Raw genomic sequence first — 21075 nt, 5'->3', positions numbered from 1 at the left:
AGCCCCCTCCTCATCACTTCAGCAGCAGGGCCGCGACCGCGGCGGCGGCGACGACGATCGAGGCGAGCGCGGTGATCAGCCACCGCTTGCCCTCGGTGTGCTTCTCCTGGACGTGCTCGCGCTCGACGAGGACCGAGAGGTGGTCCTCGACCTTGCCCACGCGCTGTTCCAGGGCCTGGACGTCGGTGCGGTCGGCCTTGCCGGCCAGCAGGGTCAGGTAGGTGTCGAGCTTGCGTTCCAGGCGCTCGATCAGCTCCTTGACCGAGTAGCTGACCGTCGAGTCGTCCGCCATCACGCACCCCCGCTCGGGCCGATGAGGCCCCTGACATAGCGCTCGGCTTCGAAGTCGGCGGCTGCGGCCGTATGGATCCCGCCCGGTCCGCGATGGTGGGCCCGGCACAGCCACTGGAGGTTGTCCCCGCTCTCGACCCAGGCCCCCACCTGGTCAGGGTCGGAGATACCGGGGTAGTCGCGCTCCAGCCAGGCCAGGTCGACGCCGTTTTGGAGGCTGAATTCCACGTGGCTGTGGTGCAGTTCGAGGGGGTGGGTGAGGTCGCACTCGGAGAAGTCGCCGCGGTGGGCGCCGATCGCGCACGTCGCGCCGGCCTTGGTGCGCCGGCGGTACTCCTCGAAGTCCCGGTAATGCGGGTCGTCCTGGCGCGGAGAGTGCTCCGGGTAGTGGACGACGTACCGGTGGGTGACGCTCTGGTCGTGCGCGGGCACGTCCCGCCCCGGCCCGCTCACGTGGTGCCCCGGTACGTGTAGCAGGTGACCCAGGTGGTGTCGATGGTCACCGAGCTGCCGCGGGCCGCGTAGTCACCCGACAGCGAGGACTCGTTCTGGAGCACCCAGGGCGTGGTGTCCGGGTCGTTGCCCGCCACGTGCCCGATCTCCTTGCCGTCCAGGTAGAAGGTCACGCCGGACGGGGTGATCTCGTAGGTGGAGGTGTGCCAGGTGGTCCACTTGGCGCCGCCGGCGTCCGTGCCGTACTTGGTGAAGTCGTGGACGAACGCCGAGATCGGGTCGTCGGCGAAGTTGCCGCCGGCCTCGGGGAAGTCGACTTCGGAGGCGTCCCCGTAGTGCAGGTGGGCCATCTTGAAGCCGTCGAGGGTGCCGTGCACGCGCCAGCGCTCGGAGAACTTGCCGTAGCGGATGTTCATGCAGCCCAGCGGCACCGGCGCGGAGACGTGGTTGTCGCCGCTGCTAGGCCGGTACATCCGCACGTGCAGCTGGCCGTCGCCCCAGGCGGAGGGGGCGATCCAGGTGGTGTCGTCGGCGCGGTACTCGCCGCCGAAGCTGCGGTCGTTGCCGTTGGAGTGGTTCTTCGGGTTGGCGGTGTCGTACCAGCCGCGCGGGTAGGCGCCCATCTGGCGGTAGACCGCCCCGTACTTCTTCAGGCCCGCGCAGTGGAAGTCGCCGTCCCCGGCGCACGAGGAGAACGCCCCCAGCGGAACGTGCTGGTCGTTGAAGTCGTCGGCGAACACCTGGTGGAAGGGGCCGCAGTCCCCGTGCGGCATGCCGGTGCCGGTGGTGTGGCAGGCGTCCTGGGACCGCGTGACGGCGTCCGCGGGGGCCGGCATGAAAACGGCCGCCACGAGGGCGGCCACGGTCAGAGCGGCGAACTCCCGCAGGCGGCGCCTGCGACCAAGCGGGCGACGGCTTGTCACATGCCTCCGGGGGTGAGCAGCTGGCTTGCGTACACGGCGATGAACACGGCGGCCATGGCGCCGAAGGTCTCGGCGGCCGAGCGCTTGAAGCCGCACTCCCCCGCCCGCACGAGGCTGATCAGGCAGCCGAGGGCGAGGAAGATGGCCGCGGAGGCCGGGCGGGCCCATCCCAGCGGCAGCGCGGCGTACGGGAGGGCCGGCAGGATGGAGCCGCAGGCGGTCGAGGCGCCGATGGCGAGCGCCTTGGCGACGCGCAGCAGGTGGCCTTCGGCGGAGGACAGCCACTGGCCGAAGCCCATGCCGACGGCGCCGGCCACCGAGACGGCGATGGCGGTGTGCAGGATCAGGCCCGGGTAGCGGGCCTCGCTCAGCAGGACGCCGAGCAGGGTCGTCAGCCCGTCGAGGATGCCGAAGACGACCGGGTTGGCCAGGCGGCCCAGAGCATCGCTCACACGTCCACCAGTTCCAGTTCGAGGAAGGTGCGGCCGGCGATGATCTCGGTGCTGCATGAGGCTTCGGTGTAGACGGCCAGCTGGATCGTGTCGTTGGCGTTGAACAGGAACTCGTCCGCCACGGTGCCGCCGCCGAAGTAGCCCACCAGGGCGTCGAAGCCGCGGGTGAACTCGGTGCCGTTGCGGGTGGCGAGCACGGCGGTGCGGATGCCGCCCCCGGTCGCATAGCTCACCGAGACGCGGCCGGTGATGCGCCACTTGCCGGAGATCGGGATGGTGAACTGGCTGGTGGCGGCCGACCACATGTTGCGCGGGTCCCAGTCGACCGTGTCCGGGACGATGACGTGGGTGCCGCTGGAGAAGTTCTGGCTCGTGACGGTCTGCTCGACGCGGGCCGTGTAGCCGCCGAGCCCGGCGCGGTTCCAGGTGCCGGGGGTGCCGGCGGTGGTGCAGATCCAAAAGCAGCCGTTTTGGTCGATGACGTAGTCGCCGACGTTGAACGTGCCGCTGGTGGGGGCGCCGGCGGCGGTGCCGCCGACGTAGCCGGAGGCCGCGGTCGCGCCGGCCAGCTGGGCCGTGATGCGGTTGGAGACGGTGACGGGCGTGTTCGTCGTCGTCCCGTTGAGCAGGTTCACGACCTGGTTGATGTCGTTGGCCTGGATCGCGGCGCCGTTTTGCACGGTGTACAGGCCCATCAGGCCACCTCCCCGCGCCAGGTGACGGACATGTGCGCCTCGGTGGTCTGCGACTCCGCGTAGTTGAGCCAGCACCCCAGCTGGACGAGATCGTTCGCCTGGAGGTGCAGGTTGGCCATGACGGTCATGGCGCCGGGCCCGGTGCCCAGCTGGCCGTCGTCCCCGCGGACCCTCTCGCTCCCGTTGATCATGATGATGGCCGTCGCCCGGCCACGGCCGTCGTCGTTGCCGGTCATCCCGACGCGGCCGTGGATGGTGTAGCGGCCCTCGCGCAGGATGGTGAACCCGTGCTTGCCGTAGTTGCGCATGGTGCGCGGGTCATAGCCGGGCGAGGTCCACGTGTCCAGGTAGACGTTGGTGAAGCCCCTGTTCAGGCGCTGGGCGGTGTACTTCTGCCAGGCCCGGGAGGTGTAGCCGCCGCATCCGGTGGCACGCCAGGCGCCGGCTGAGGAGTAGACCCACAGGATGCCCCGGGTGTCGACGATATGGTCTCCCACCTGGAAGCCGGCACTGGAGGGCGCCCCGGTCGTCGTGGTGACGCCCCCGGCGTACGCGCTGGCGGCGCTCGCTCCCGGCAGGGTGGCGGTGATGCGGTTGGAGACCACCATCGGGGTGTTGGTCGTCACCCCGGTCAGCAGATTGACCAGCTGGTTGAGGTCCTCCGGCTCGTCGGTGATGTTGGTGGCGACGGCGTACAGGCCCACACGCCTCCCGGATCAGTCGAGGTTGAGCAGGCGCAGCAGAGTGGCCCAGTGGGCCGCCGTCGGCGTGCCGCTCACGCCGCGCACGGTGGCGAGGTCCTGGGCGCGCTTGGCCTCGGCGTCCAGATGAGCGGCGTGCTGGGCCTGGGCGTCGGCCTGGAATCGCAGCTCGTCGGCGGTGGGCTCCTCGTAGCGGGCTTCGCCGGTGGCGCAGTCGATGTGCAGGGCCAGATCAGGCATCAGTTGCTCCCGTACAGGCCGAGGAAGGATCCGGCCGCGAACGAGCCGGCACTGGGGGTGAGGGTGAGGTTGAGGCCGGCGAGCGACGCCTGACGCCAGATCCAGCCGGAACGGCGGGTGGTCTGCCAGGTGATGGTCGAGCCGTTGCCGGAGTAGGCCATCGAGTCGCAGTGGAACATCTTGGTGCCCGTGGAGCTGGTGTAGTTCGGCATCCACATCACGCCGCCGCCCATGTTGGACGCGCTCGAGCCGCCGGCGGCGGGAATCTTGAAGACCGGCGGGGTGGTGACGCCGGAGCCGTCGGCCGTCTGAACTCCCCCGCCGTTGCTCTGGAACCAGGTGGCCGATCCCATCCAGTTGCCCGTCATCGTCGACAAGCCCATGTTGACGTTCTGCAAGCTGGAGGCCGTGTCGGTGGACTGGGCGTTGCAGATGATGAACAGATGGCGGAAGCCGCCGGGCAGGCCGTTGTAGGTGACGCTCGCCGCGTTGGCCCCAAGCGTCTGCACGTTGATCGGCACCAGGCCGACCGCGCCCCAGGTGCCGGGCGAGCCGGCCGCGGTGCACACCCACAGCCCGCCCGCGCTGTCGGCGGTGAAGTCGCCGGTGTTGAAGGTGCCCGAGGTGGGTGGGCCGGAGGTCTGGCCGACGTAGCCGCCGGTGCCAGCGCTGGCGCCGGACAGCTGGGCGCGGATGCGCTGCGAGACGGTGACGGGCTGGTCGGTCGAGACGCCCGTGAGCAGGTTCATGTACTGATTGATGTCTGTCGGGCTGGACGCCCCGCCGTTCCCCACCGCATACAGGGGCATGGTCCCTCCAGCGTTAAGTTATCCATCTTCCATTGACGGCGATCACTGTCCGCTCGTATTGTTATCTCTGTAAACGCGATAAGCGATACGGAAGCGAGGACCCCATGGACGCCCGACTGACCCGCCGGACCTTCACCCGCATCGCCCTCTCCCTCGCCCCCGTGCTCGTCTCAGCCGTCCGCGGCAAGCGCTTCGTGATGCTCGTCGACCTGCTCCGCGCCAGCGACCTGGGCCGCGTCGTCGAGATCGCCTACACCAAGGCCGACGGCGAGTCCTCCGTACGCCTGATCGAGGTGCACGAGCTGCGCCCCACCGAGGCCGGCGAGATCGTCGTGCGGGCCTTCGACCGCCTGCGCGCAGAGGACCGGACCTTCCGCATCGACCGCATCGCCGCCTACCGGCTCGCCGCCTGAGAAAGGACACCGACCACCGTGCTGTGGGAACTGCAAGACCCCTGCGAGGACTGTGGCGCCAAGGCCGGCGAGTTCTGCCGCCCGGGCTGCCCCAGCGGCTACACCGCCGAGGACCACCGCTACACCCGCGAACCCGAACTCCCTTCGATCTGGGACGAGCCCGTACCGCCCGGGTGGTAGCCCCGAAGGGCGGATGCTCTGCCGTCGCCAGCACAGTGCAGAAGCACAACGCCTCCCGCCCTTACCGAAAAAGAATCTTCACCGGGGTGCCGGGGCGTCGCCGCGGGCTTACTCTGTGCTGTTGTTGAGGAGATCAAGGGGGATGCGTGGACGCGACGCCGCCGGAGCGACCGCCCAGACCGGACGAGGACCTGATCCGGTTCCACAACGGGGACACCCTGGACAACATCCCGATCGTGCGGCTGGCATCACGCCGCCCGTGGAAGGGCATAGCCCTGGGCGCGGTCGCCGTCCTGGCTCTCGGTGCCTGCGTGGCCGCGCTCGTGATGCACGCCGGCTCCAAACGGCCCGCGGTTGCGGCCACCGCGCTCGGCGCGGTGAAGTCGTCGGCCGCCAGCTCCCCGCCGCCCAGCCGGCGGCCCAGCCCCATACCTTCGCCCACCCCGTCGCCGACGCGACCGGCCGCCGCCGCCGCCGCTTCAGCCTCCCCCGCGTGCATCAAAGTGCACTTCAAGGGAGCGCAGGGTGACGTCAGCTGTCAGCCGGTCAGCGCCGTCTGCGAGGACGGGGCTCCCTACTACCACGCGCAGATCGACGAGCTGTGCGGCGGACCGCCGACACTCCAGACCGTGCACCTGATATCCCAGCCCCCAACGGGGGGCGACCCGGGATCGACGTACTGCATCGCCTTCACCGGCAGTAGCACGGACACCGGCCGAGACGGCGTGCTGCTGATGAACGCAGCCCACTACCAGTGCGGCGCCGACATCGTCCTGCCCAGCGGTCAGGTCAGCGACGCCCAGGGGGACAGCGTGTTCTCCAACAGCGCCCCCTCGTGCACGCCCGACATGCCCGACACCCGGATGACCTATCCCGCAGTGCTGGACTTCAGCGCCCTCGCGTCAGGGACGGCGCCGGAGTTCGTGTGTCTGGTGGCGAACGTCGGCGCCTGACGCAGCCGGCCGGCCTCAGCCAGCCTCCTCCGGCTCCTGCTGCTCCGCCTGCTGTGCGGCCACCAGCCGGGCGCGCAGGGCGGCGTTCTGGTCGTGCAGGTCGTTGGCCTCGATCGCGCGGCGCTCCATCTCGGCGTGCAGCTGGGCGATGTAGGCGTGGGCCTCCCCCAAGAGGCGCGCGAGCACCTGGGGGTCGGCCTTGAAGGGCGGGATGGCGGGAGGAAGGCTCATGGGTCACCCGGAAGCAAGAGAGAGAGTCAGCTGGAGCGTGCTGGTCTGGGCGTCGTTCTTCGGGATGGCGGGAGAGAACGTCGCGTGGTCCAGCAGCGTGCCGGGGGTGTAGGCGACGTACTGCCCGGCCGCGTAGTTGGCGTTCGCGGTGAAGGAGTTCACCGTCATCGTCGTGGCGCCCACCGGGGTGTCAGCGGCCGTGGTGACCTGCTGGACCTGGCTGGTGGCGTAGCCGAGGGTCACCGTGGAGCCGGAGGGGATGTCCTTGGTGACGCCGGCGACCGGCAGCGAGGTGTACCCGGTGCCGGAGATCAGCCCGGAGGTCAGCGTCGGCAGCACCAGGCCGGCTCCGACGAACACCCCGGCCTCCACCAGGTTGCCGTTGCCCAGGGTGGTGGGCAGGAAGAACGACAGTGTGAGCTGGTTGGCGCCGTAGGCGGAGTTCGTCACCAGCTGGCGACCGATCTCGAAGCCGAGCGCCGCATCCCCTGCCGCCGGCGCGGTGGCGGAGGTGCCCACCGCGCCGTAGACGTCGCCCAGGTTGCCCGAGGTGGCGGTGAACGGGTTGCCCCAGGTCGCGTTGTAGTTCTCGATGAAGGCCCAGTTCAGGGCCGCTGCCAGAGCGTTGAGGCCGGCGGTGGTGATGAGGTTGTCCGACTCGCGCCGGTCGACCTCCTCCCCCGTTGCGGCGTCGTGCACCACCAGGGCCAGGCGGCCGTGCACGGCCAGCGATGCGCGCACGACAGTCTCCTTATCCATAAGTCGATGATCCCCAGTTGGCGTTGCCGTACTGCGCCGAGGACGGCGAGCCGGGGTTGGCGTACTGGAACTGGCCCCAGTTCTGGTGGCCCCAGGACGGCGAAACGCAGGCGGCCGAGGTCGCCCAGGCGTAGCGGTTGGCGACCTCGGTCGCCGTCAGCAGCCGGGAGTAGAAGGCGACCTCGTCCAGCGCGCCGTTGAAGAACTGGGCTGCGGCGCCGGCGTTGTTCTTCGCGCCGAGGAACACCGCGGCGGAGGTGGCCACCGCCGATCCGGTGTAGCCGAGGGACGCCTTCTGGACGCCGTCGAAGTAGCCGGTCACGGTCGAGGCGGTCGCGTTGCGGACCACCGCGAGGTGATGCCAGGCGCCCGCAGTGACGGTGCCGGCCGGGCAGACGGTCACCGTCACCACACCGGAGGAGGCCGGGGTGCCCAGGAACATGTCGTCGACCCAGATCACTTCCAGCGCGGCCGTGGCGACAGGGGCGACGATGAGGCGGCCCTGCACCTGGCTGCCGGTGGGGGTGAAGGTGAAGGCGACCTGCGTCCAGGCGTTCTGGGTCAGCGCCACCCCGGTGCGGGCGTACTGGGTCTGGTAGGTGCCGTTGGCGTCGTAGGTGTTGACGGCGATGTTGGCGCTCTCCCCGGCCTTGGTCGTGTAGCACCAGAAGGAGGCCGTGTACGTGGTGCCGGGGGTGAGGGAGTACAGGTTGGCGGTCTCGGCCGCGCACTCGTTGGCGCCCTGCGCGATGAGCGCGAGCGAGTAGGAACCGGAGTGTGCGTGGGCGCCGGCCTGGGCCACCCAGTCCGGGTCGTTGGCCACCCACCAGGGGAAGGCCGACATCACCATCACGTCGGCGTAGAAGGTCTGACTGGCCGCCGTCGCGGTGACGCCGACCACGGGGGTGACATTGTAGGCGTTGCTGGGGGCGGTGGAGGTGAGCAGGACCTGGGTCCAGCCGCTGGCCAGGAGGGTGGGCTGGTTGCCCTGGAGGGCGTTGCTGTCGTAGGTCAGGAAGTTGAAGTTGCTATCTCGCCAGTCCAGCTCCAGGTTCGCCGTCGTGGCCACCGGCGACCAGATCCACGCGCTGAAGGTGTACGGGGTGTTGGGGCTCACCGGCCAGGAGTTGGAGGTGAACATCGACGCGTTGCCGGCCGCCGTTGCGGTGATGGCCGCCGAGAAGCCGTCGCCGTCCTTGTCCTGAGTGCTGGAGCGGGCGATGGTGGTGTTCGTCGAGGTGACGTTGACCTGGTAGGTGATGCGCAGCTGCGGGGCGCCGGACTGACCGAAGCCGTGGAAGTAGCCGTAGTAGGTCAGGGAGTTGTTAGGCGCCTTGCCCAGCGCGATGCCCAGGGCGGTGCCGTTTTGGAGGGCGGTGCCGATCGAGTTGCTGATCGTCACCCACTGGGCCTGGCCGGAGGAGAAGCCGGCCTGGTTCCAGTCGGCGGAGACGTTGCTGTAGCTCTGGTTGCCCGACAGGTTGGTGATGTTGCGGTAGTAGCCGATGATCGCGGTGCCGCCGGAGTTGTAGTACCAGCCCACGTCGGACAGGTAGACCTCGACCTTGGTGATCGACGCCCCGGCCAGGTCGGACTGGATCTGGCTGGCATTGAACTGGATCAGCGAGAACTGGTTGCCGTTGGTCGAGGAGAAGTAGCCCTGGTAGCAGTAGCCGTTGTCGTAGCCGGCCCGGTTGTTGCCGTTGGTGTCGTAGGTGGCCGTGTCCGTGCAGCTGTAGGTCTTGGTGAGGGTCTGGGTCTGCGACCCGCTCGCCGCGGTCCAGCCGGAGATGTCGGTGGTCAGCGTCGAGGTATTGGCGTCCAGGATGTTGCTGATGCTCTCCAGGCCGGCCGTGGGCGCATCCAGGAAGTTGTCGGCCGACGAGCCGCCGAAGGACAGCGACACGCTGCCGTCGGTGTTGATGTCGACCTCGTACTCCGAGCCCGCACCCTTGGAGATCACCGTCTGGACGGCCGCCAGCGAGGTCACCTTCAGCCAGCACTCGAACGCGCACGTGCCGGGCACGGCCAGTTGCGGCGAGGAGGGGACGGAGATGTAGCCGGTGCTCCCGTCGAAGGTGATCCCCTTCGAGCCGTTCATGGCGCCGGCCACCCCGTAGGTGAGGGTTCCGTTGGCCGTGCCGTTCTGCTTGACGCCGAACGGCGAGGAGTCGTAGATGCCGCTCGTGCCGTTGAGGTCGTCCATGCGCCAGTAGCCCTGGGGGCCGGCGTCGTCGAGCAGGTTGACCGGGTAGGGCACCGACGGAGCGGCGATCGTCTCGGCCGGGTGGATCGAAAGGGTTTCCGCATCCCCCACGAAGACGTCCACGACCTCGGTGTCCGACAGGTCGATCGAGTCCTGCGAGTCGCTGTTGAGCTGCGCGATGACGTCGGTGAGCGTGAGGCCGCGCGCCATGGCCCTCCCCTTCTCTCAGATCGAGCCGGTGGAGATGCGAACGGCGGTGACGTAGTAGGTGCGATACAGGCCCGCCTGGCCGTTGATACGGACCTGGGTGATCAGGAACGTGTCGTTGATGCCCGGCGCGTTGCCGCGCAGCGAGTCCGGGGTCACCGCGTTCTGGAAGGTGCAGGTCTGCCCCGCCCGCACGTGCCCGGTCCAGTTCGCCGTGGTGGTGAACTGCACCCTCTCCTCCGGCTCGGAGAAGGTGTTGATCTCCTGGAGCCCGCGGACCTGGGCGGCGCGGATGTCGTTGAGCGCGGTGTCGGCGATGTAGACGCCGAAGACGCCGCGGTTGGGCAGCGAGGAGAACCGGGAGATGGAGGCGTTGTCCTGGACGCGGGCGATGACCGGGGCCTTGTAGGTGTAGGACAGCTGGATGATCTGACCACTGGCCGGCGCCGGGTCCGTGACGGTGATCAGGTACCACTGGCCGACCGCGTTTTGGGTGATCGCCCACTGGGTGGAGGCCGACCCGCCGGTGGCCACGCTGATGGTCTTGGACGTCCCGCCGACGCTCAGCGTCAGGCCCGCGGTGCTCACCGTCGAGTCGGGGGTGTAGGTCAGGGGGAAGGCGGTCGTGCTGCCGTTGCCGACGAAGTAGTCCGTCTGGCTGTTGGAGTAGGTGCCGCCGCGGACGGTGGCCTGGTTGTGCACGGCGGTGCCGTCCCAGAAGTACCAGTAGGACTGCCAGTCGTAGCCGCTGACCGCGGGGTTCCCGGACCCGTCGGGCCCCAGGGCGGCGAGTGTGGCCGGGTTGTCGGTGAAGGTGACCCCCGAGGCGGGCGCCTGGAGCTGATTGAACCAGTGCAGGTCGTGGTTCTCGTCGATGTACCAGCCGTACTTATCGCTCGTGCTGGCCGCATTCGAGATCTTCTTCAGGGCCGTGGTCAGGTCGTAGTAGATGATCTTTATGCGGGGCAACTGCGGGCCCGGCATCACATGGTTGGTCGTGATACCGCAGTTGGCCTCGGTCACCAGGGACTTGATGATCTGGTCGGCCGACAGGTACCGGAAGTCGCCCTGGACCGGGGCCCGGTCGGTCAGGTAGGTCCAGTCGACGCAGTCGACCTGCCAGCTGGCCAGGTTCGGCCCCAGGTACTTCAGCTGGGGCATCGTCGTCAGCCCCGAGAAGATCACCTGGTTCAGGCCGTTGTCGATCAGCTCGATGGTGGACAGCGCCGGGACGACGACGTTCAGCGCGCCGTCGGCGTGCTCGTCGGTGAGGTAGAACGTCGCGGTATCTCCCTGCCGCGACCAATTCTGTGTGACGTAGTAGGTGCTCTGCTCCAGGTATTGCGAGTAGTCGACGCCGCCGATGAGCAGCTGCATGTTCTGGCTCACATCACCCCCAGACAGCCGACGGCGGGCGCCGGCGACCGAAGCCCGAGGGCCTGGCCGCCGGCGCCTGTTACGCCTGGTACCGGATGTGGACGCCCGCCTGCGGCAGGGCGGTCTGGACGAAGAACCGCTCGAACTGCTGGATGAACTCGATCATCGCGTTGGACGACAGCAGCTGGTTGTCGCTGACGTTGATGATCACCGTCATCCCCTGGCCCCCGCCGCCGATGTCGTGCGCCTGCGGGGCGGTGAGCACGTACTCGTTGCGGCCGGTGCCGTTGTAGGCCATGGTCAGCCCCGGAGGAAGGACGCCTCCGGAGTCGTAGCCGACGTACCCGCCGCCGGCGCGCACCGACTTCACGCCCGGCACGCTGTCGATCGAGCCGTAGCGGGAGCGGATGTAGTTGATCGCCGCGGCCAGGTTCGCCACCGGGTCGTAGATGTTCCCCGACGTGCCCGGCTGGTGGTAGGCCCGGAACGTGGAGCCGATCGTCTGGGCCAGGCCGCGGCTGGGGTCGCCGGCCGCGGCGTTGGAGTCCCAGTTGTTGATCGCGTTCGGGTTGCCGCCGGACTCGTACTTGACGATGATCTCCAGGCCGTTCTGCCAGTCCGCCCCCGAGACGCCGGTGGCGGACATGGCCTGCTGGATCCAGGAGATCACGTTGCCGGAGACGTGCACCGGCGAGGAGCTGAAAGCGGTCTTGTCTTTGCCCTTGAGGAAGTCCAGCAGGCTGTCGCCGACCTTGTGGACGCCGGAGTCGAGCACGCCGCCGAAGCCCGCGGTGCCCAGCGTGTGATCCGCCAGCGACTCGAAGCCGTGGATGATCGGGGTGGCCGCCGCGGCGAGCCCTCCGAGCACGACCTTCTTGACCGCGTTCCATGCGGAGGAGAGCCCGCCGGTGATGGCGCCGCCGATGTTCTCGATCGCACCGAGCAGGCCGCCGTGCTTGTAGCCCTTGACCAGCCCGCCTGCCGCGTACCCGTTGTTGATGGCGTACAGCAGGTCCAGGTTCTGTGCGGTGGCCAGGGCGTTGACGACGAACTCCCCGGTGGACAGCATCGCGGGGATGCTGTCGGAGGTGCTGGTGCCCGGACCGCTGACCGGGCCGCCGCCGGCCAGGGAGATGGGGCTGAGCGATTGGAGCTTGAGCTTGGAGTCGAACGTGCCCGCCACGTCGTTCCACAGCGGCACGATCGCGTCGTCGTAGACGTACTTGATCACGAAGTTGACCGGGTCGGCGATGACCTTCTTCAGGCCGTTCCAGGTGTCCCGGACGGCGCCGACGACGGTCTGGAACCCGGACTTCAGGCCGCTCCACAGGTCCCCGGCCACGCTCATGACACCGGACTTGATCGAGTTCCAGATGCCCGTGACGTCGTGCCACAGGTTGCGCGCGAGCTGGACGATGTCCTGCCAGATGCGCGTCCAGCCGGAGACCTCGTCCTGCCACAGGCGCGTGACGATGTGCACCACGTCGTGCCACAGGTTCGTGAAGAACTGCGAGACGTCGTGCCAGATCCGGGTGGCGAAGCCGGTGATGTCCTGCCAGATCTTCGTCCAGCCCGTGACCTCGTCCTGCCAGAACCGGGTGACGATGTGCACGACGTCGTGCCACAGGTTGGTGAAGAACTGGACGACGTCGCGCCAGATGCGCTGGGCGAAGCCGGAGACGTCCTGCCAGATCTTGGTCCAGCCGGAGACCTCGTCCTGCCACAGCTTCTTGGTGATGCCGACCAGGTCGTTCCACAGCTGGACGAAGAACTGCTTGATCTTGTCCCAGATGCCGACGATGAACGACCAGATCTGGTTGTGATACTTGACCACCAGGCCGATGATCACGCCGAGTCCGCCGGTGACGATGCCGATCAGCAGCGGCCACCAGTTCCGGACGAAGGCGAGGATCTTGTTCCACGCCTCGGTGAAGAAGTCGGTGGCGTCGTGCCACACCTTGACGAAGAAGCCGGCCACGTCCTGGGATGCGGACTTGATCCACGCCCAGACCGCGGCGACGATCTGCTTGGTCTGCTTCCAGTGGGTGGCGATCAAAATCGCGATCATGACGAGCGCGGTGAGCGCGATCATCCACGGGCTCGAGACCGACAGGCCCTTCATGGCCTTTCCGACACCCTCGATGGCGGTCTTGAAGACCGTGAAGGAGGTCTTGACCTTCGAGATGACCGTGGCGACCAGGATGAAGGTGCCGATCGCGCCACCGAGCGCCCCGACCAGGGCCAGCGTGATCGCGGTGAGGGTCTGGTGCTTGGCGATCCAGTCGGCGAGCGGCGTGATGACGTCCGTGATGACGCCGAGCATCTTGGTGACGATCGGCAGCAGCCCGGAGCCGATGGCGATCTTGGTGTTCTCCAGGGACTGCTTCGCCCGCTCCATCTTGGTGTTGAAGTCGCCCTGGACCTCGTCCCAGCCCTCGACGTGCTTGCCGGCCTTGTCCGCGCCCTCGCCGACCGACTTGACGTTCTCCTTGAAGGTGTCCATGTTGCCGCCGGTCAGCAGCAGCGCCGTGTTCAGCCCGGTGGCGCCGCCCATCATCTTCGCGAGCGCCGCGGAGTAGGTCTGGGCGGCCGGAGAGCCGGACTTGAGCAGGTCGTTGAAGGACTTCGACTTCAGGTAGGTGGTCGCGAACTCCTTCGCCAGAGTCGACTGCTGGGGCGAGAGCTTGCCGATGTCGGTCGAGAAGGTCTTGGTGGTGATCGAGCCCTTCTCCAGCTCCTGGGCGAGCTTCTGGGTGGTCGGGTCGAGCTTGGCGAACATCGCCTGGGCGTCGGCGGCGGCCGACTTGGACTGGTTGAAGGCGTTCATCAGCACGGTGCCGGCCGGGCCCATGTGGCTGGTGACCGCCTTGGTCAGCATCTCCAGCGTGCCGGTCAGCCCGCGCGTGCCGAGGTTCTTGGAGACGTCCGTCGAGGACAGCCCCAGCTGCTCCATCTCCTTGACCGCTTGGGCGTTGGGGTTCTGAAGGGAGCGGATGGAGTTGGCGAGGTTCTGGGCGGCGCGGTGGGCGTTCATGCCCTGCGCCGTCATCGTCGCGATGGCGCCGCCGACCTGCGAGAGGGAGACGTGGGCCGCGGCGGCGACCGGCAGCACGGTGCCGAGCGCGCTCGCCAGGTCCTGCATGTGCATCTTGCCGGAGGCGACGGTCTTGACCAGCTCGTTGGTGACGGCCGTGGCGTCCTTCGACTTCAGGCCGTAGGCGTTCATCGCCGACGTCAAGGCGTCGGCGACGGTGGACAGCTGGGCGTCGCCGACCTTCGCGCCCTCGGCCGCGGCCTGGAGGACCTTCAGGCCCTCCGCGCCGTGGTGGCCGGCCGACTCGATCAGGTACATGCCCCTGGCGAGCTCTTCGGAGGAGGTGCCGGTCGCGTTGGACAGCTGGAGGATGCCACCGCGGACCTTGTCGATCTGGTCCTTGGACTCGCCGGCGCCGGTGACCAGGGAGGTCATCGACTCCTGGAAGCTGGCTGCGGCCTTGATGGAGTCCTTGGCGATCAGACCGACGCCGACGGCGACCGCGCCGGCGGCGATGCCGACCCCGTGCAGCCTGCCGGAGGAAGTCGCGGCGGCCTCCGCCTGGTCCCTCTGGGCGGCGGTGGCCCTACGCGAGGCCGTCTCCATGTCGGCCGAGTGCAGGGCGACCTCGCGCTCGGCATCCTGCACCCGCTTCAGCGCTGCGGCCTCACGATCGGAGGCGGCCACGGTCGCATCGGCGGCGGCCTTGGCCGCGTCCTTGGCCTTGAGCTCCGCTGCGGCCCTCTCCTCGCCGGAGAGCTTGGCTGCCGCAGCCGCTTTCTTCGTGGCCTCGGCGGTCATCCGCTGGGCTTCGGCGACCTGTGCGGAGGCGGCCTTGACCTCCTTCATGGCGGCGACCTGCTCGGCCATCGCCTTCTGGTAGACGCGGGCCGCGGCCGTCGCACGGGCCTGGGACGCCTCCACCTTCTCGGAGGACGTCATCATCGCCTCGGCGGCGGCCCTGGCGGACTCCGCGATGGAGGCGTTGGCCTCCTCGCTGCGGGCGGCGAACCTCTCGATCTGGCCCGAGACCCGCTCCATGACCTCCGAGGCGCGGTCACGGGCCTCCACGACGAAGCTGACGACCTGGGCCACACACCCCCTAGCGGGACTTGCGGTTGGCCTGCATCAGGCGGAAGGCTTCCTCGGTGGCCTCGGCGTTCGCCGGCGAGGAGGCAGAGGGGGACTGCTCGCGGGAGACCTTGCCCTGAGCCTCCATGATCTGCTGGTAGTCGTGCACCTTGCGCCGGGGCCAGTCCTCGATGCGCTCAGGGTTGGCCCGGGTGCCGAAGCGGGACCACAGCGCCTCGTCGAAGTAGAACTCCCCCAGTTCCCAGGGCACTTCCTCGGAGTTATTGCGCAGCGCCGTCAGGATGCTGGCCAGCCACGCTTTTGTGCTCCTCCTCGCCCCGCTTCTCGTTCGCCTGCACGGCCTTGGCGACCTTGTCCACCACGAAGTTCGGCAGGCGCTTGACCGCCTCGCGGCGTGCCTCGATCGGGGCGAGGGGGAGCAGCTGGTCCACCTCGTCGGTCAGGTTCCAGGCGCAGATCGCCTGGACGGCCAGCTCCTGGGCGAACGCCACGTGGTCGAACGAGCTGGTCATGGTCGGCTCGCCGCCGCTGGTGTCCATCTTGGGCATCAGCAGCGCGCGCTCGGCCTCGCCGTGCTCCGCGGAGGTCAGGAACTTCTTGATCTCCACATAGAAGCCGTCTTCGAGGTCGATGCGCTCCGTCGCGGCGTACTTGCTGAGGAATCCCATGCGCGGTCCTTGGATGTCAGAAGGGCAGGTACTGGCTGGAGGAGACGATCGTCGAGCTGATCGTCTTGAGGGCCGTCAGGTCCAGGAACGCGGTGAACTCGAGCGTGGTCAGCACCACGTCCTGCATCTTGACCGCGTTGGTGTAGGTCTTGATCCGGGCACGCGGCATGGTGAAGGCCACCGAGTTGCCGCCGGTGCCGGGGTGGGTGAAGGTCAGCGACAGCGGGCCTTCCTGCCCGTTGACCATCTGCTGGTAGTAGCCCCAGGTCGGGTCGTCCAGCGAGGCGAACATCACGTCCGTCTTGAGCGTGACCTGCCGGGTGACCGGAGTGAGGAACGCCGCAGTGTGCTGCTGGTTCATCGTGTAGGTGTCCTTGACACCGTTTTCGATGCTCAGCTCCGCGGTCGTCGGCTGCGCGCCCGTCTGGCCGAAGAGCGACAGGGTCGTCTCGGCGTAGCTGAACGGGTTCTCGTTGATGATCGTGACCGTGGACGGCGTGTCCAGGATGTTGGCGGCCTGCGCCATGAAGTCCACCGACATGGTGGCCTCGGAGTTGCCGGCCGAGACCGAGACACCCAGCTTGTTGACCCGGCCGCCGGTGAACTGGAGCGAGTCGTAGCCGCCGATGTCCTTCTCCACCGTCAGGCTGCCCAGCTGGTTGGCCTGGACGATCGTGTGGGTGAAGGGCGCGGTGACGACGGCGACCGTCGCCCCGTTGGCGTGCGCGTAGGTCAGCGGGGTGTCCACCGTCAGCGTGTTGGCGGCGACCGTGGTGATCTTGCGGACTTCCGAGGTCGTCGGGCCCACGGTGTTGTTGGTGTCGACCTGGATGTAGTTGCCGACCGTGTAGCCGGTGGCGGAGGTGACCGTCACGGTGGTGGCGCCGGCCGTAGAAGCAGCGGACAGCGTCGTGCTGCTGGTCGGGGTCGAGCCGGTCACGCCGTTGCCCGCCGAGGCGTCCGGGCCGATCGCGGCCGGGATGGCGAGCGCCCCGTTGGTCGGGGCCAGGGAGGCGGTGACGGAGCCGGCGACCTTGTACTCGCCGTACAGGGCGAAGATGTTCAGGTCCCTCTGGCCGATCTGCACCTGCGGGCTGAACAGGCCCGGGTCCAGCTCCAGGCCGTTGCCGGTCATCAGCGCGTAGCTGGTCGGCAGGGTTGCGGTACCGAGGGCCGGCTCCTTGCCGAAGCCGGTCGCCGACAGCGATCCGAAGCGCTCAACGATCGTGGTGGGCACATACCTCCGGGGGCGGCATCAGGGGGTCAGTTGCCGCGCGCGGCGGCGGACTTGCGTGCGGGGGCCTTCTTCTCGGCCGGGGCCTCGTCGGCCTGGGCACTGTCGTCCTCGGCCGGACGTGCCTCCGGCTCGGGGGTGTGCTCGGTGAAGTCGGGGTGGCCCAGCAGCCGCTTGGCCAGTTCGGCCTCGATCTGCTTGACCTCGCCGGCCAGCCACTCGCCGATGCCGTGCACGATCAGCTTCGCGTGCTGCCCGACATAGCGGACGAACCGCTGGGGCTCAGGTGTGTCGGGCATCGCCCGCTCCCTCCCGGTACAGGTGGTTGACCAGCCAGCCGAGGCCGGCCCAGAAGACGACCTGCCGCACGCGGGCGGCAGGTCCTGTGTGCTGGATGCCGAACACGGACCGCATGTGGGCCGACAATGTCCCCTCGGGGTTGGCGCGGGCCAGGGCGACCGCCTCGGCAGCCACGCCCCCGGCCAGCAGGGATCCCCAGATCACGTGCCAGGTCCGCGCGCTCACAGGCCCTCCGTCACGGCCATCCGGAAGGTCTCCCTCATCCACGGCGTCATGTACTCCACCGCCCGGGTCAGGAAGTCGTTCGGCTTGGTTCCCGGGTGGTGGACGACCTTGGCGAAGAACTCGCTGTGGCCGTCGGACCAGTGCAGGGCGTTCTTGTTGCGGGGCCTGATCTCGTGCGGCTGGGTGCCCTTGATGATGAACTCCGCGACGGGCGAGTTCACATGGAAGTCCAGGAACACCCGGTTGCGGGTGACGTGGGCGCTGAAGTCCACCGACCGGCGAAGCCCGCCGGCGTCGCGCCCCGAGGAGATGGGAGCCTCGCGCCGGATGGCCTCCGTGACGGCGGGGCCGACCACATCCGCCCATGCCCTGGCCCGCACCGGGAAGCTGAAGTCCCGGAACAGGCCGGTACCGACGCGCCCCTTGAAGACGATCGGAGTGTCCACCGCTCCCCCTTTACGCCTGGAGCCGTTCGGTGATCTGGACGATGAGCCGAGCGTCGTAGCGCAGCCAGCGCTCGTCCTCCAGAGCGATGACCGGCATGTAGTCGACCTTGATGACCTCGCCGATCTCCTGGACCGTCGAGACCTGGCCGCTGATCGGGTCGGTGATCTCCACCTGGATCTGGGTGGTGCGCAGCTGGGCGGTGCAGGCGTCGATGACGGCCGGGAACGCCGAGTCGGCATTCGCGTCGTCGGCCGGGCCGAACCACATCAGCCACATGTCCAGCTGGTAGTGGAGCATCTTCATGCCGCCGGTCGAGGGCTGGCCGGGCTTGGCGCGCGGCATCGACTGCCGCTCCTCGTTGATGGTGGATCCCCAGATGTAGACGGTGGGGATCAGCCCGTCGCCGGGGTTGGGCGGGGTGATCACGGCGGTGAGGGCCTGGCTGTTGGGCAGAGCCAGGTTGTTCATGATCCCCTTGACGTACTGCTGCACGGAGTTCAGCGGCACGCGCTCACCTCCTGCGATGCCGGCGGTGGTGGTGCCTGCGCTGGGCGTGGTGCGTGTGCCGGCGGTGGATCGCCTGGTGCCGGCGGTGGATGTGGCGGCGCCGGGCCTGGATGTGGTGGTGGCGCCTGTGCAGGTGGTGAAGCCTGCGCACGTGGTGCGAATGGCGCCGGTGCCCGTGGTGCCGTGCGCGGTGATGCCGGTGGTGGTGGACGTGCCGGTGGCCGTGGTGGCGGATGTGGTGGTGCCCGTGGTGGCGCAGGTGCCGGCGGTGGTGGCGATGGGCGTGGTGGCGCGCGTGGTGAGTGACGTGGCGCCGCCGGTGCTGGAGGTGCTGGTGCCTGCGGCGATGGTGCAGCGCCCGGCGCCCGTGGTGGTGTGCCGCCCGGCGCCGGGTGTGGTGCACGGCGCGGCGGCGGTGATGGCGCACCGTGTGGTGGGTTGCGTGATGGTGCGCGCCGCGGCGGCGGGTCGTCTTCCTGCCGGGGCGCGGGATGAAGCGAGGCCGCGGCGGGGTCGACGATGCGCCCGGCGGCAGGGGCGGTGGAGGGAAGTTCACGGCCCCTCCCTCACACGACGCGGCGGAAGGGGTGGATCAGCAGCTCGGCCTCTTCGACCAGGGCCTCGGCGTCCCGGCCGCCCCCGCCCGCCGAGCCGCGCGATCCTTGGACCGCGGTCGCGGTGGCGCCGCGGGTCAGGGCCTGGGCGGTGGCGAACAGGATGGTGGCCCACATGACCTGCTCGGGCAGCGTGGTCACCAGAGTGCCGGCGGTGTGCGCGTAGGTCAGGGGCGCGGCCAGGGTGAGCGTGCCCGGCCCGCTCGTCGCGGAGGTCGACGTCACCGAGATCGGCTCCTCGTTGCCCGCGTCGAAGACGGTCGCCACCGCCCCGCTCCACCCGGTGCAGTCGTCGACCTGGAGGGAGGTGGCGCCGACCGACGCGTTCGCCGTGACCGAGCCGTGCGGCCAGCCGTTGATGTAGGTGACCTCCACGAGGGTCGAGCCCCGCCCGAAGGACCAGTCCGCATAGCCGGGCGCCAGGAGGATCGCCTGACCGCCGGAGTCCGCGGCCGACCCGGGCGCACTCGAGCCGTAGACGCCGAGCAGCGGCTTCTCCGGCGCGAGCTGATTGGCCGGGATGGTCTGCCAGTTGCGGGGGAAGCTCGCCGCATTGGCGTACCGGGCGGAGACGATCTGCGTCACCGGGGAGCGGGACACCACCAGCCGCGCCACGCCGGCCGGCTGGAGCTGAAAGCGGATGTCCCCCGGCCCGGCCAGCGATTCGGTGTCCACCGTGGCGCGCAGCGGTTGGTTGCAGTAGCCGTCCACCATCGCCGAGGCTCGCCGGCAGATGTTCAACACCTCCGCCTGCTGGCTGGAGACGTTCGGGTTCGGGCCCGGGATCGAGGACCAGGAGATCCCCGTGGGCGCGTTGGTCAGGATGGTCGGGCTGACGTACGGAGTCGCCGGAACGACTGCGACATGCTCACCCCCTACGCCGCCCTACGGGCGCATCCGGTGCACAGCCAACGGCTCTCGGCCGAATCCCAGGTCAGGTGACGCTCACATACCGCGCCCCGGCACTCGGAGCAGTAGTTGACGATCGGGCGCGGCTTCCTCTGCGGCCCGCCGCAGCGGGCACATCCGGTACGGGGCCTCCCCACAGACCCCCTTACTGCGCGTCGGTGGACGCGGGCCTCGGGGTGCGCTTGCGGGGCCGGGGCTTGGGGCTGTCGTCGAGAGCGCTGGCGATGATGTCGCTGCCCTTCTCGGCGAGCGCGGCGGCCATCGCCGAGACCAGCTCGGCCTTGTTGCGGGTGCCCTTCTCGATCGCCTCGCGCTCGTCGGGCGTCAGGGCCGCCGACTCGGGAGAGGGGCCGAAGCCGAACGGCAGCCGCATGATGGCCGCCTCGCACTTCGGGCAGTCGACCTTCAGCCGGTCGCCCTCGGTGTCAGTGTGGGTGACGCCGCACCCTCCGCGTTCGACCGGGACGGTGACGGCGCCGTGGCCGCGCGGGGAGTAAATGGTCATCCGCTTACCTCGTTCTCGTCGATGGTCTCGCCCCCGCATCGGGGGCAGGTGTCGTTCCAGGCGTTCCACAGGCGCCGGCAGGGCTCGCAGTACCGGCCCTTCCTCGTGCCGAAGCTGAGGCGCTGGCCACCGGACATCACGCCGGACTTGCCGTACCAGGACTTCTGGATCGTCTGGGCGTGCGCCTCGGAGACGTTGACGTGGTCGCCGGGCTTGGCGGTGTACTTCGTGCCGTCGGCCATGTCGACCCCATAGCAGCCGTCCGGCAGCTGGATGCGCGGGATAGGCCATCACCCTCTCAGAACGTCAGGGCCACGGCGACCGGTGTGTCCGCGGCGGTAGCCACCAGGTAGAGCTGGCCGGACATGCCGGTTGGCATCGGGATGGTCACCGTCTGCCCTGCCAGCACCGGGTAGCCGGTGGTGGGCGACACGCCGGAGTCGGTGCCGAGGTAGACCGTCGCCCCGCCGGCCGCCGCGTTGTTGGCCACCAGCAGGTAGGTCATGGTGCTGGTCACGAACATGTTTGCCGGCGAGACGGCCGAGGTGCCGACCGTTAGCGGCTCCATGAGCAGTGCCACATACCCCCTTGGTCGGTGGCCGATTGAGCGGACGGGCCGCGCACCCGTCGGGTACGCGGCCCACCGCATC

At 69.0% G+C, this 21075-nt stretch carries 28 protein-coding genes; 3 read left to right on the top strand and 25 right to left on the bottom strand.

The genetic code is table 11. The annotated features are described in order from the left end of the window. Positions 1-13: 13 nt before the first annotated feature. Genes ACIP94_RS22535 through ACIP94_RS22500 form a run of 8 tightly spaced genes read right to left on the bottom strand, consistent with a single transcriptional unit; the run spans position 14 to position 4564 of the window. On the bottom strand, positions 14-292 hold the full coding sequence (locus tag ACIP94_RS22535; RefSeq protein WP_402428318.1) for a hypothetical protein: 279 nt from the start codon (positions 290-292) through the stop codon (positions 14-16). After that, positions 292-744 (bottom strand): hypothetical protein, encoded by a 453-nt coding sequence (locus tag ACIP94_RS22530; RefSeq protein ID WP_402428315.1) that lies wholly within the window; start codon positions 742-744, stop codon positions 292-294. The genes ACIP94_RS22535 and ACIP94_RS22530 overlap by 1 nt, the downstream gene beginning before the upstream one ends. Beyond that, a complete protein-coding gene (locus tag ACIP94_RS22525; RefSeq protein ID WP_402428312.1) occupies positions 741-1667 on the bottom strand; it encodes a glycosyl hydrolase family 16 in 927 nt (308 codons plus the stop codon). Before ACIP94_RS22525 ends, ACIP94_RS22530 begins: the two co-directional genes overlap by 4 nt. Then, positions 1664-2119, bottom strand: a complete 456-nt coding sequence (locus tag ACIP94_RS22520; protein ID WP_402428309.1) for a VIT1/CCC1 transporter family protein — start codon at positions 2117-2119, stop codon at positions 1664-1666. The genes ACIP94_RS22525 and ACIP94_RS22520 overlap by 4 nt, the downstream gene beginning before the upstream one ends. Then, on the bottom strand, positions 2116-2814 hold the full coding sequence (locus tag ACIP94_RS22515; RefSeq protein WP_402428306.1) for a hypothetical protein: 699 nt from the start codon (positions 2812-2814) through the stop codon (positions 2116-2118). The genes ACIP94_RS22520 and ACIP94_RS22515 overlap by 4 nt, the downstream gene beginning before the upstream one ends. Next, positions 2814-3518, bottom strand: coding sequence for a hypothetical protein (locus ACIP94_RS22510; protein WP_402428303.1), 705 nt, complete (start codon positions 3516-3518; stop codon positions 2814-2816). The genes ACIP94_RS22515 and ACIP94_RS22510 overlap by 1 nt, the downstream gene beginning before the upstream one ends. Positions 3519-3530: 12 nt before the next feature. Then, a complete protein-coding gene (locus tag ACIP94_RS22505; protein ID WP_402428300.1) occupies positions 3531-3755 on the bottom strand; it encodes a hypothetical protein in 225 nt (74 codons plus the stop codon). Beyond that, positions 3755-4564, bottom strand: coding sequence for a hypothetical protein (locus tag ACIP94_RS22500; RefSeq protein WP_402428297.1), 810 nt, complete (start codon positions 4562-4564; stop codon positions 3755-3757). Before ACIP94_RS22500 ends, ACIP94_RS22505 begins: the two co-directional genes overlap by 1 nt. Positions 4565-4668: 104 nt before the next feature. Here ACIP94_RS22500 and ACIP94_RS22495 point away from each other — a divergent pair, with 104 nt between their 5' ends. The 3 genes from ACIP94_RS22495 to ACIP94_RS22485 all read left to right on the top strand — a co-directional run bounded on the left by ACIP94_RS22495 (position 4669) and on the right by ACIP94_RS22485 (position 6110). Further along, positions 4669-4977: a WYL domain-containing protein gene (locus tag ACIP94_RS22495; RefSeq protein WP_402428294.1), complete on the top strand. Its 309-nt coding sequence runs from the start codon at positions 4669-4671 to the stop codon at positions 4975-4977. An 18-nt stretch (positions 4978-4995) separates the two neighbouring features. Then, entirely contained in the window at positions 4996-5157 is a 162-nt protein-coding gene (locus ACIP94_RS22490; protein WP_402428291.1) for a hypothetical protein, read from the top strand. 146 nt (positions 5158-5303) lie between these two features. After that, on the top strand, positions 5304-6110 hold the full coding sequence (locus ACIP94_RS22485; protein WP_402428288.1) for a hypothetical protein: 807 nt from the start codon (positions 5304-5306) through the stop codon (positions 6108-6110). Between the two features lie 15 nt (positions 6111-6125). Here the strand turns inward: ACIP94_RS22485 and ACIP94_RS22480 are convergent, their stop codons facing one another. The 17 genes from ACIP94_RS22480 to ACIP94_RS22400 form a co-directional block, all read right to left on the bottom strand. Continuing rightward, a complete protein-coding gene (locus tag ACIP94_RS22480; RefSeq protein WP_402428285.1) occupies positions 6126-6341 on the bottom strand; it encodes a hypothetical protein in 216 nt (71 codons plus the stop codon). Positions 6342-6344: 3 nt separating this feature from the next. Beyond that, positions 6345-7082 (bottom strand): hypothetical protein, encoded by a 738-nt coding sequence (locus tag ACIP94_RS22475; protein WP_402428282.1) that lies wholly within the window; start codon positions 7080-7082, stop codon positions 6345-6347. Between the two features lie 10 nt (positions 7083-7092). Continuing rightward, positions 7093-9516 carry a LamG-like jellyroll fold domain-containing protein gene (locus tag ACIP94_RS22470; RefSeq protein WP_402428279.1) on the bottom strand — a complete coding sequence of 808 codons (2424 nt, stop codon included), beginning with the start codon at positions 9514-9516 and terminating at the stop codon, positions 7093-7095. Between the two features lie 15 nt (positions 9517-9531). After that, on the bottom strand, positions 9532-10902 hold the full coding sequence (locus ACIP94_RS22465) for a hypothetical protein (RefSeq protein ID WP_402428276.1): 1371 nt from the start codon (positions 10900-10902) through the stop codon (positions 9532-9534). A gap of 67 nt (positions 10903-10969) precedes the next feature. After that, positions 10970-15019 carry a phage tail tape measure protein gene (locus tag ACIP94_RS22460; protein ID WP_402428273.1) on the bottom strand — a complete coding sequence of 1350 codons (4050 nt, stop codon included), beginning with the start codon at positions 15017-15019 and terminating at the stop codon, positions 10970-10972. 7 nt (positions 15020-15026) lie between these two features. Further along, positions 15027-15266 (bottom strand): hypothetical protein, encoded by a 240-nt coding sequence (locus ACIP94_RS22455; RefSeq protein WP_402428270.1) that lies wholly within the window; start codon positions 15264-15266, stop codon positions 15027-15029. 10 nt (positions 15267-15276) lie between these two features. Next, entirely contained in the window at positions 15277-15684 is a 408-nt protein-coding gene (locus ACIP94_RS22450) for a hypothetical protein (RefSeq protein ID WP_402428267.1), read from the bottom strand. A 16-nt stretch (positions 15685-15700) separates the two neighbouring features. Continuing rightward, positions 15701-16921, bottom strand: coding sequence for a hypothetical protein (locus tag ACIP94_RS22445; RefSeq protein WP_402428264.1), 1221 nt, complete (start codon positions 16919-16921; stop codon positions 15701-15703). Between the two features lie 26 nt (positions 16922-16947). Further along, positions 16948-17217: a hypothetical protein gene (locus ACIP94_RS22440; protein WP_402428261.1), complete on the bottom strand. Its 270-nt coding sequence runs from the start codon at positions 17215-17217 to the stop codon at positions 16948-16950. Beyond that, entirely contained in the window at positions 17201-17443 is a 243-nt protein-coding gene (locus ACIP94_RS22435; protein WP_402428258.1) for a hypothetical protein, read from the bottom strand. Before ACIP94_RS22435 ends, ACIP94_RS22440 begins: the two co-directional genes overlap by 17 nt. Next, complete coding sequence (locus ACIP94_RS22430) at positions 17440-17889, bottom strand: hypothetical protein (protein ID WP_402428256.1); 450 nt, start codon at positions 17887-17889, stop codon at positions 17440-17442. Before ACIP94_RS22430 ends, ACIP94_RS22435 begins: the two co-directional genes overlap by 4 nt. 10 nt (positions 17890-17899) lie before the next feature. Further along, entirely contained in the window at positions 17900-18397 is a 498-nt protein-coding gene (locus tag ACIP94_RS22425; protein WP_402428253.1) for a hypothetical protein, read from the bottom strand. A 4-nt stretch (positions 18398-18401) separates the two neighbouring features. Further along, positions 18402-18953 carry a hypothetical protein gene (locus ACIP94_RS22420; RefSeq protein WP_402428250.1) on the bottom strand — a complete coding sequence of 184 codons (552 nt, stop codon included), beginning with the start codon at positions 18951-18953 and terminating at the stop codon, positions 18402-18404. A gap of 10 nt (positions 18954-18963) precedes the next feature. Continuing rightward, complete coding sequence (locus ACIP94_RS22415) at positions 18964-19755, bottom strand: hypothetical protein (RefSeq protein WP_402428248.1); 792 nt, start codon at positions 19753-19755, stop codon at positions 18964-18966. A 310-nt stretch (positions 19756-20065) separates the two neighbouring features. After that, positions 20066-20425, bottom strand: a complete 360-nt coding sequence (locus tag ACIP94_RS22410) for a hypothetical protein (protein WP_402428244.1) — start codon at positions 20423-20425, stop codon at positions 20066-20068. Then, the gene (locus ACIP94_RS22405; RefSeq protein WP_402428241.1) at positions 20422-20667 is read right to left on the bottom strand and encodes a hypothetical protein; all 246 of its coding nucleotides are present in this window, start codon (positions 20665-20667) and stop codon (positions 20422-20424) included. Before ACIP94_RS22405 ends, ACIP94_RS22410 begins: the two co-directional genes overlap by 4 nt. Before the next feature lie 56 nt (positions 20668-20723). Further along, positions 20724-21005 (bottom strand): hypothetical protein, encoded by a 282-nt coding sequence (locus ACIP94_RS22400; RefSeq protein WP_402428238.1) that lies wholly within the window; start codon positions 21003-21005, stop codon positions 20724-20726. Between the last annotated feature and the right edge of the window lie 70 nt (positions 21006-21075).

Origin of the sequence: Streptomyces sp. NPDC093261, from assembly GCF_044753645.1 — a bacterium.
Taxonomy (GTDB): Bacteria; Actinomycetota; Actinomycetes; order Streptomycetales; family Streptomycetaceae; genus Streptomyces.
The sequence above is the reverse complement of the archived record's forward strand: the minus strand, read 5'-3'. Positions and strand labels throughout refer to the sequence as shown.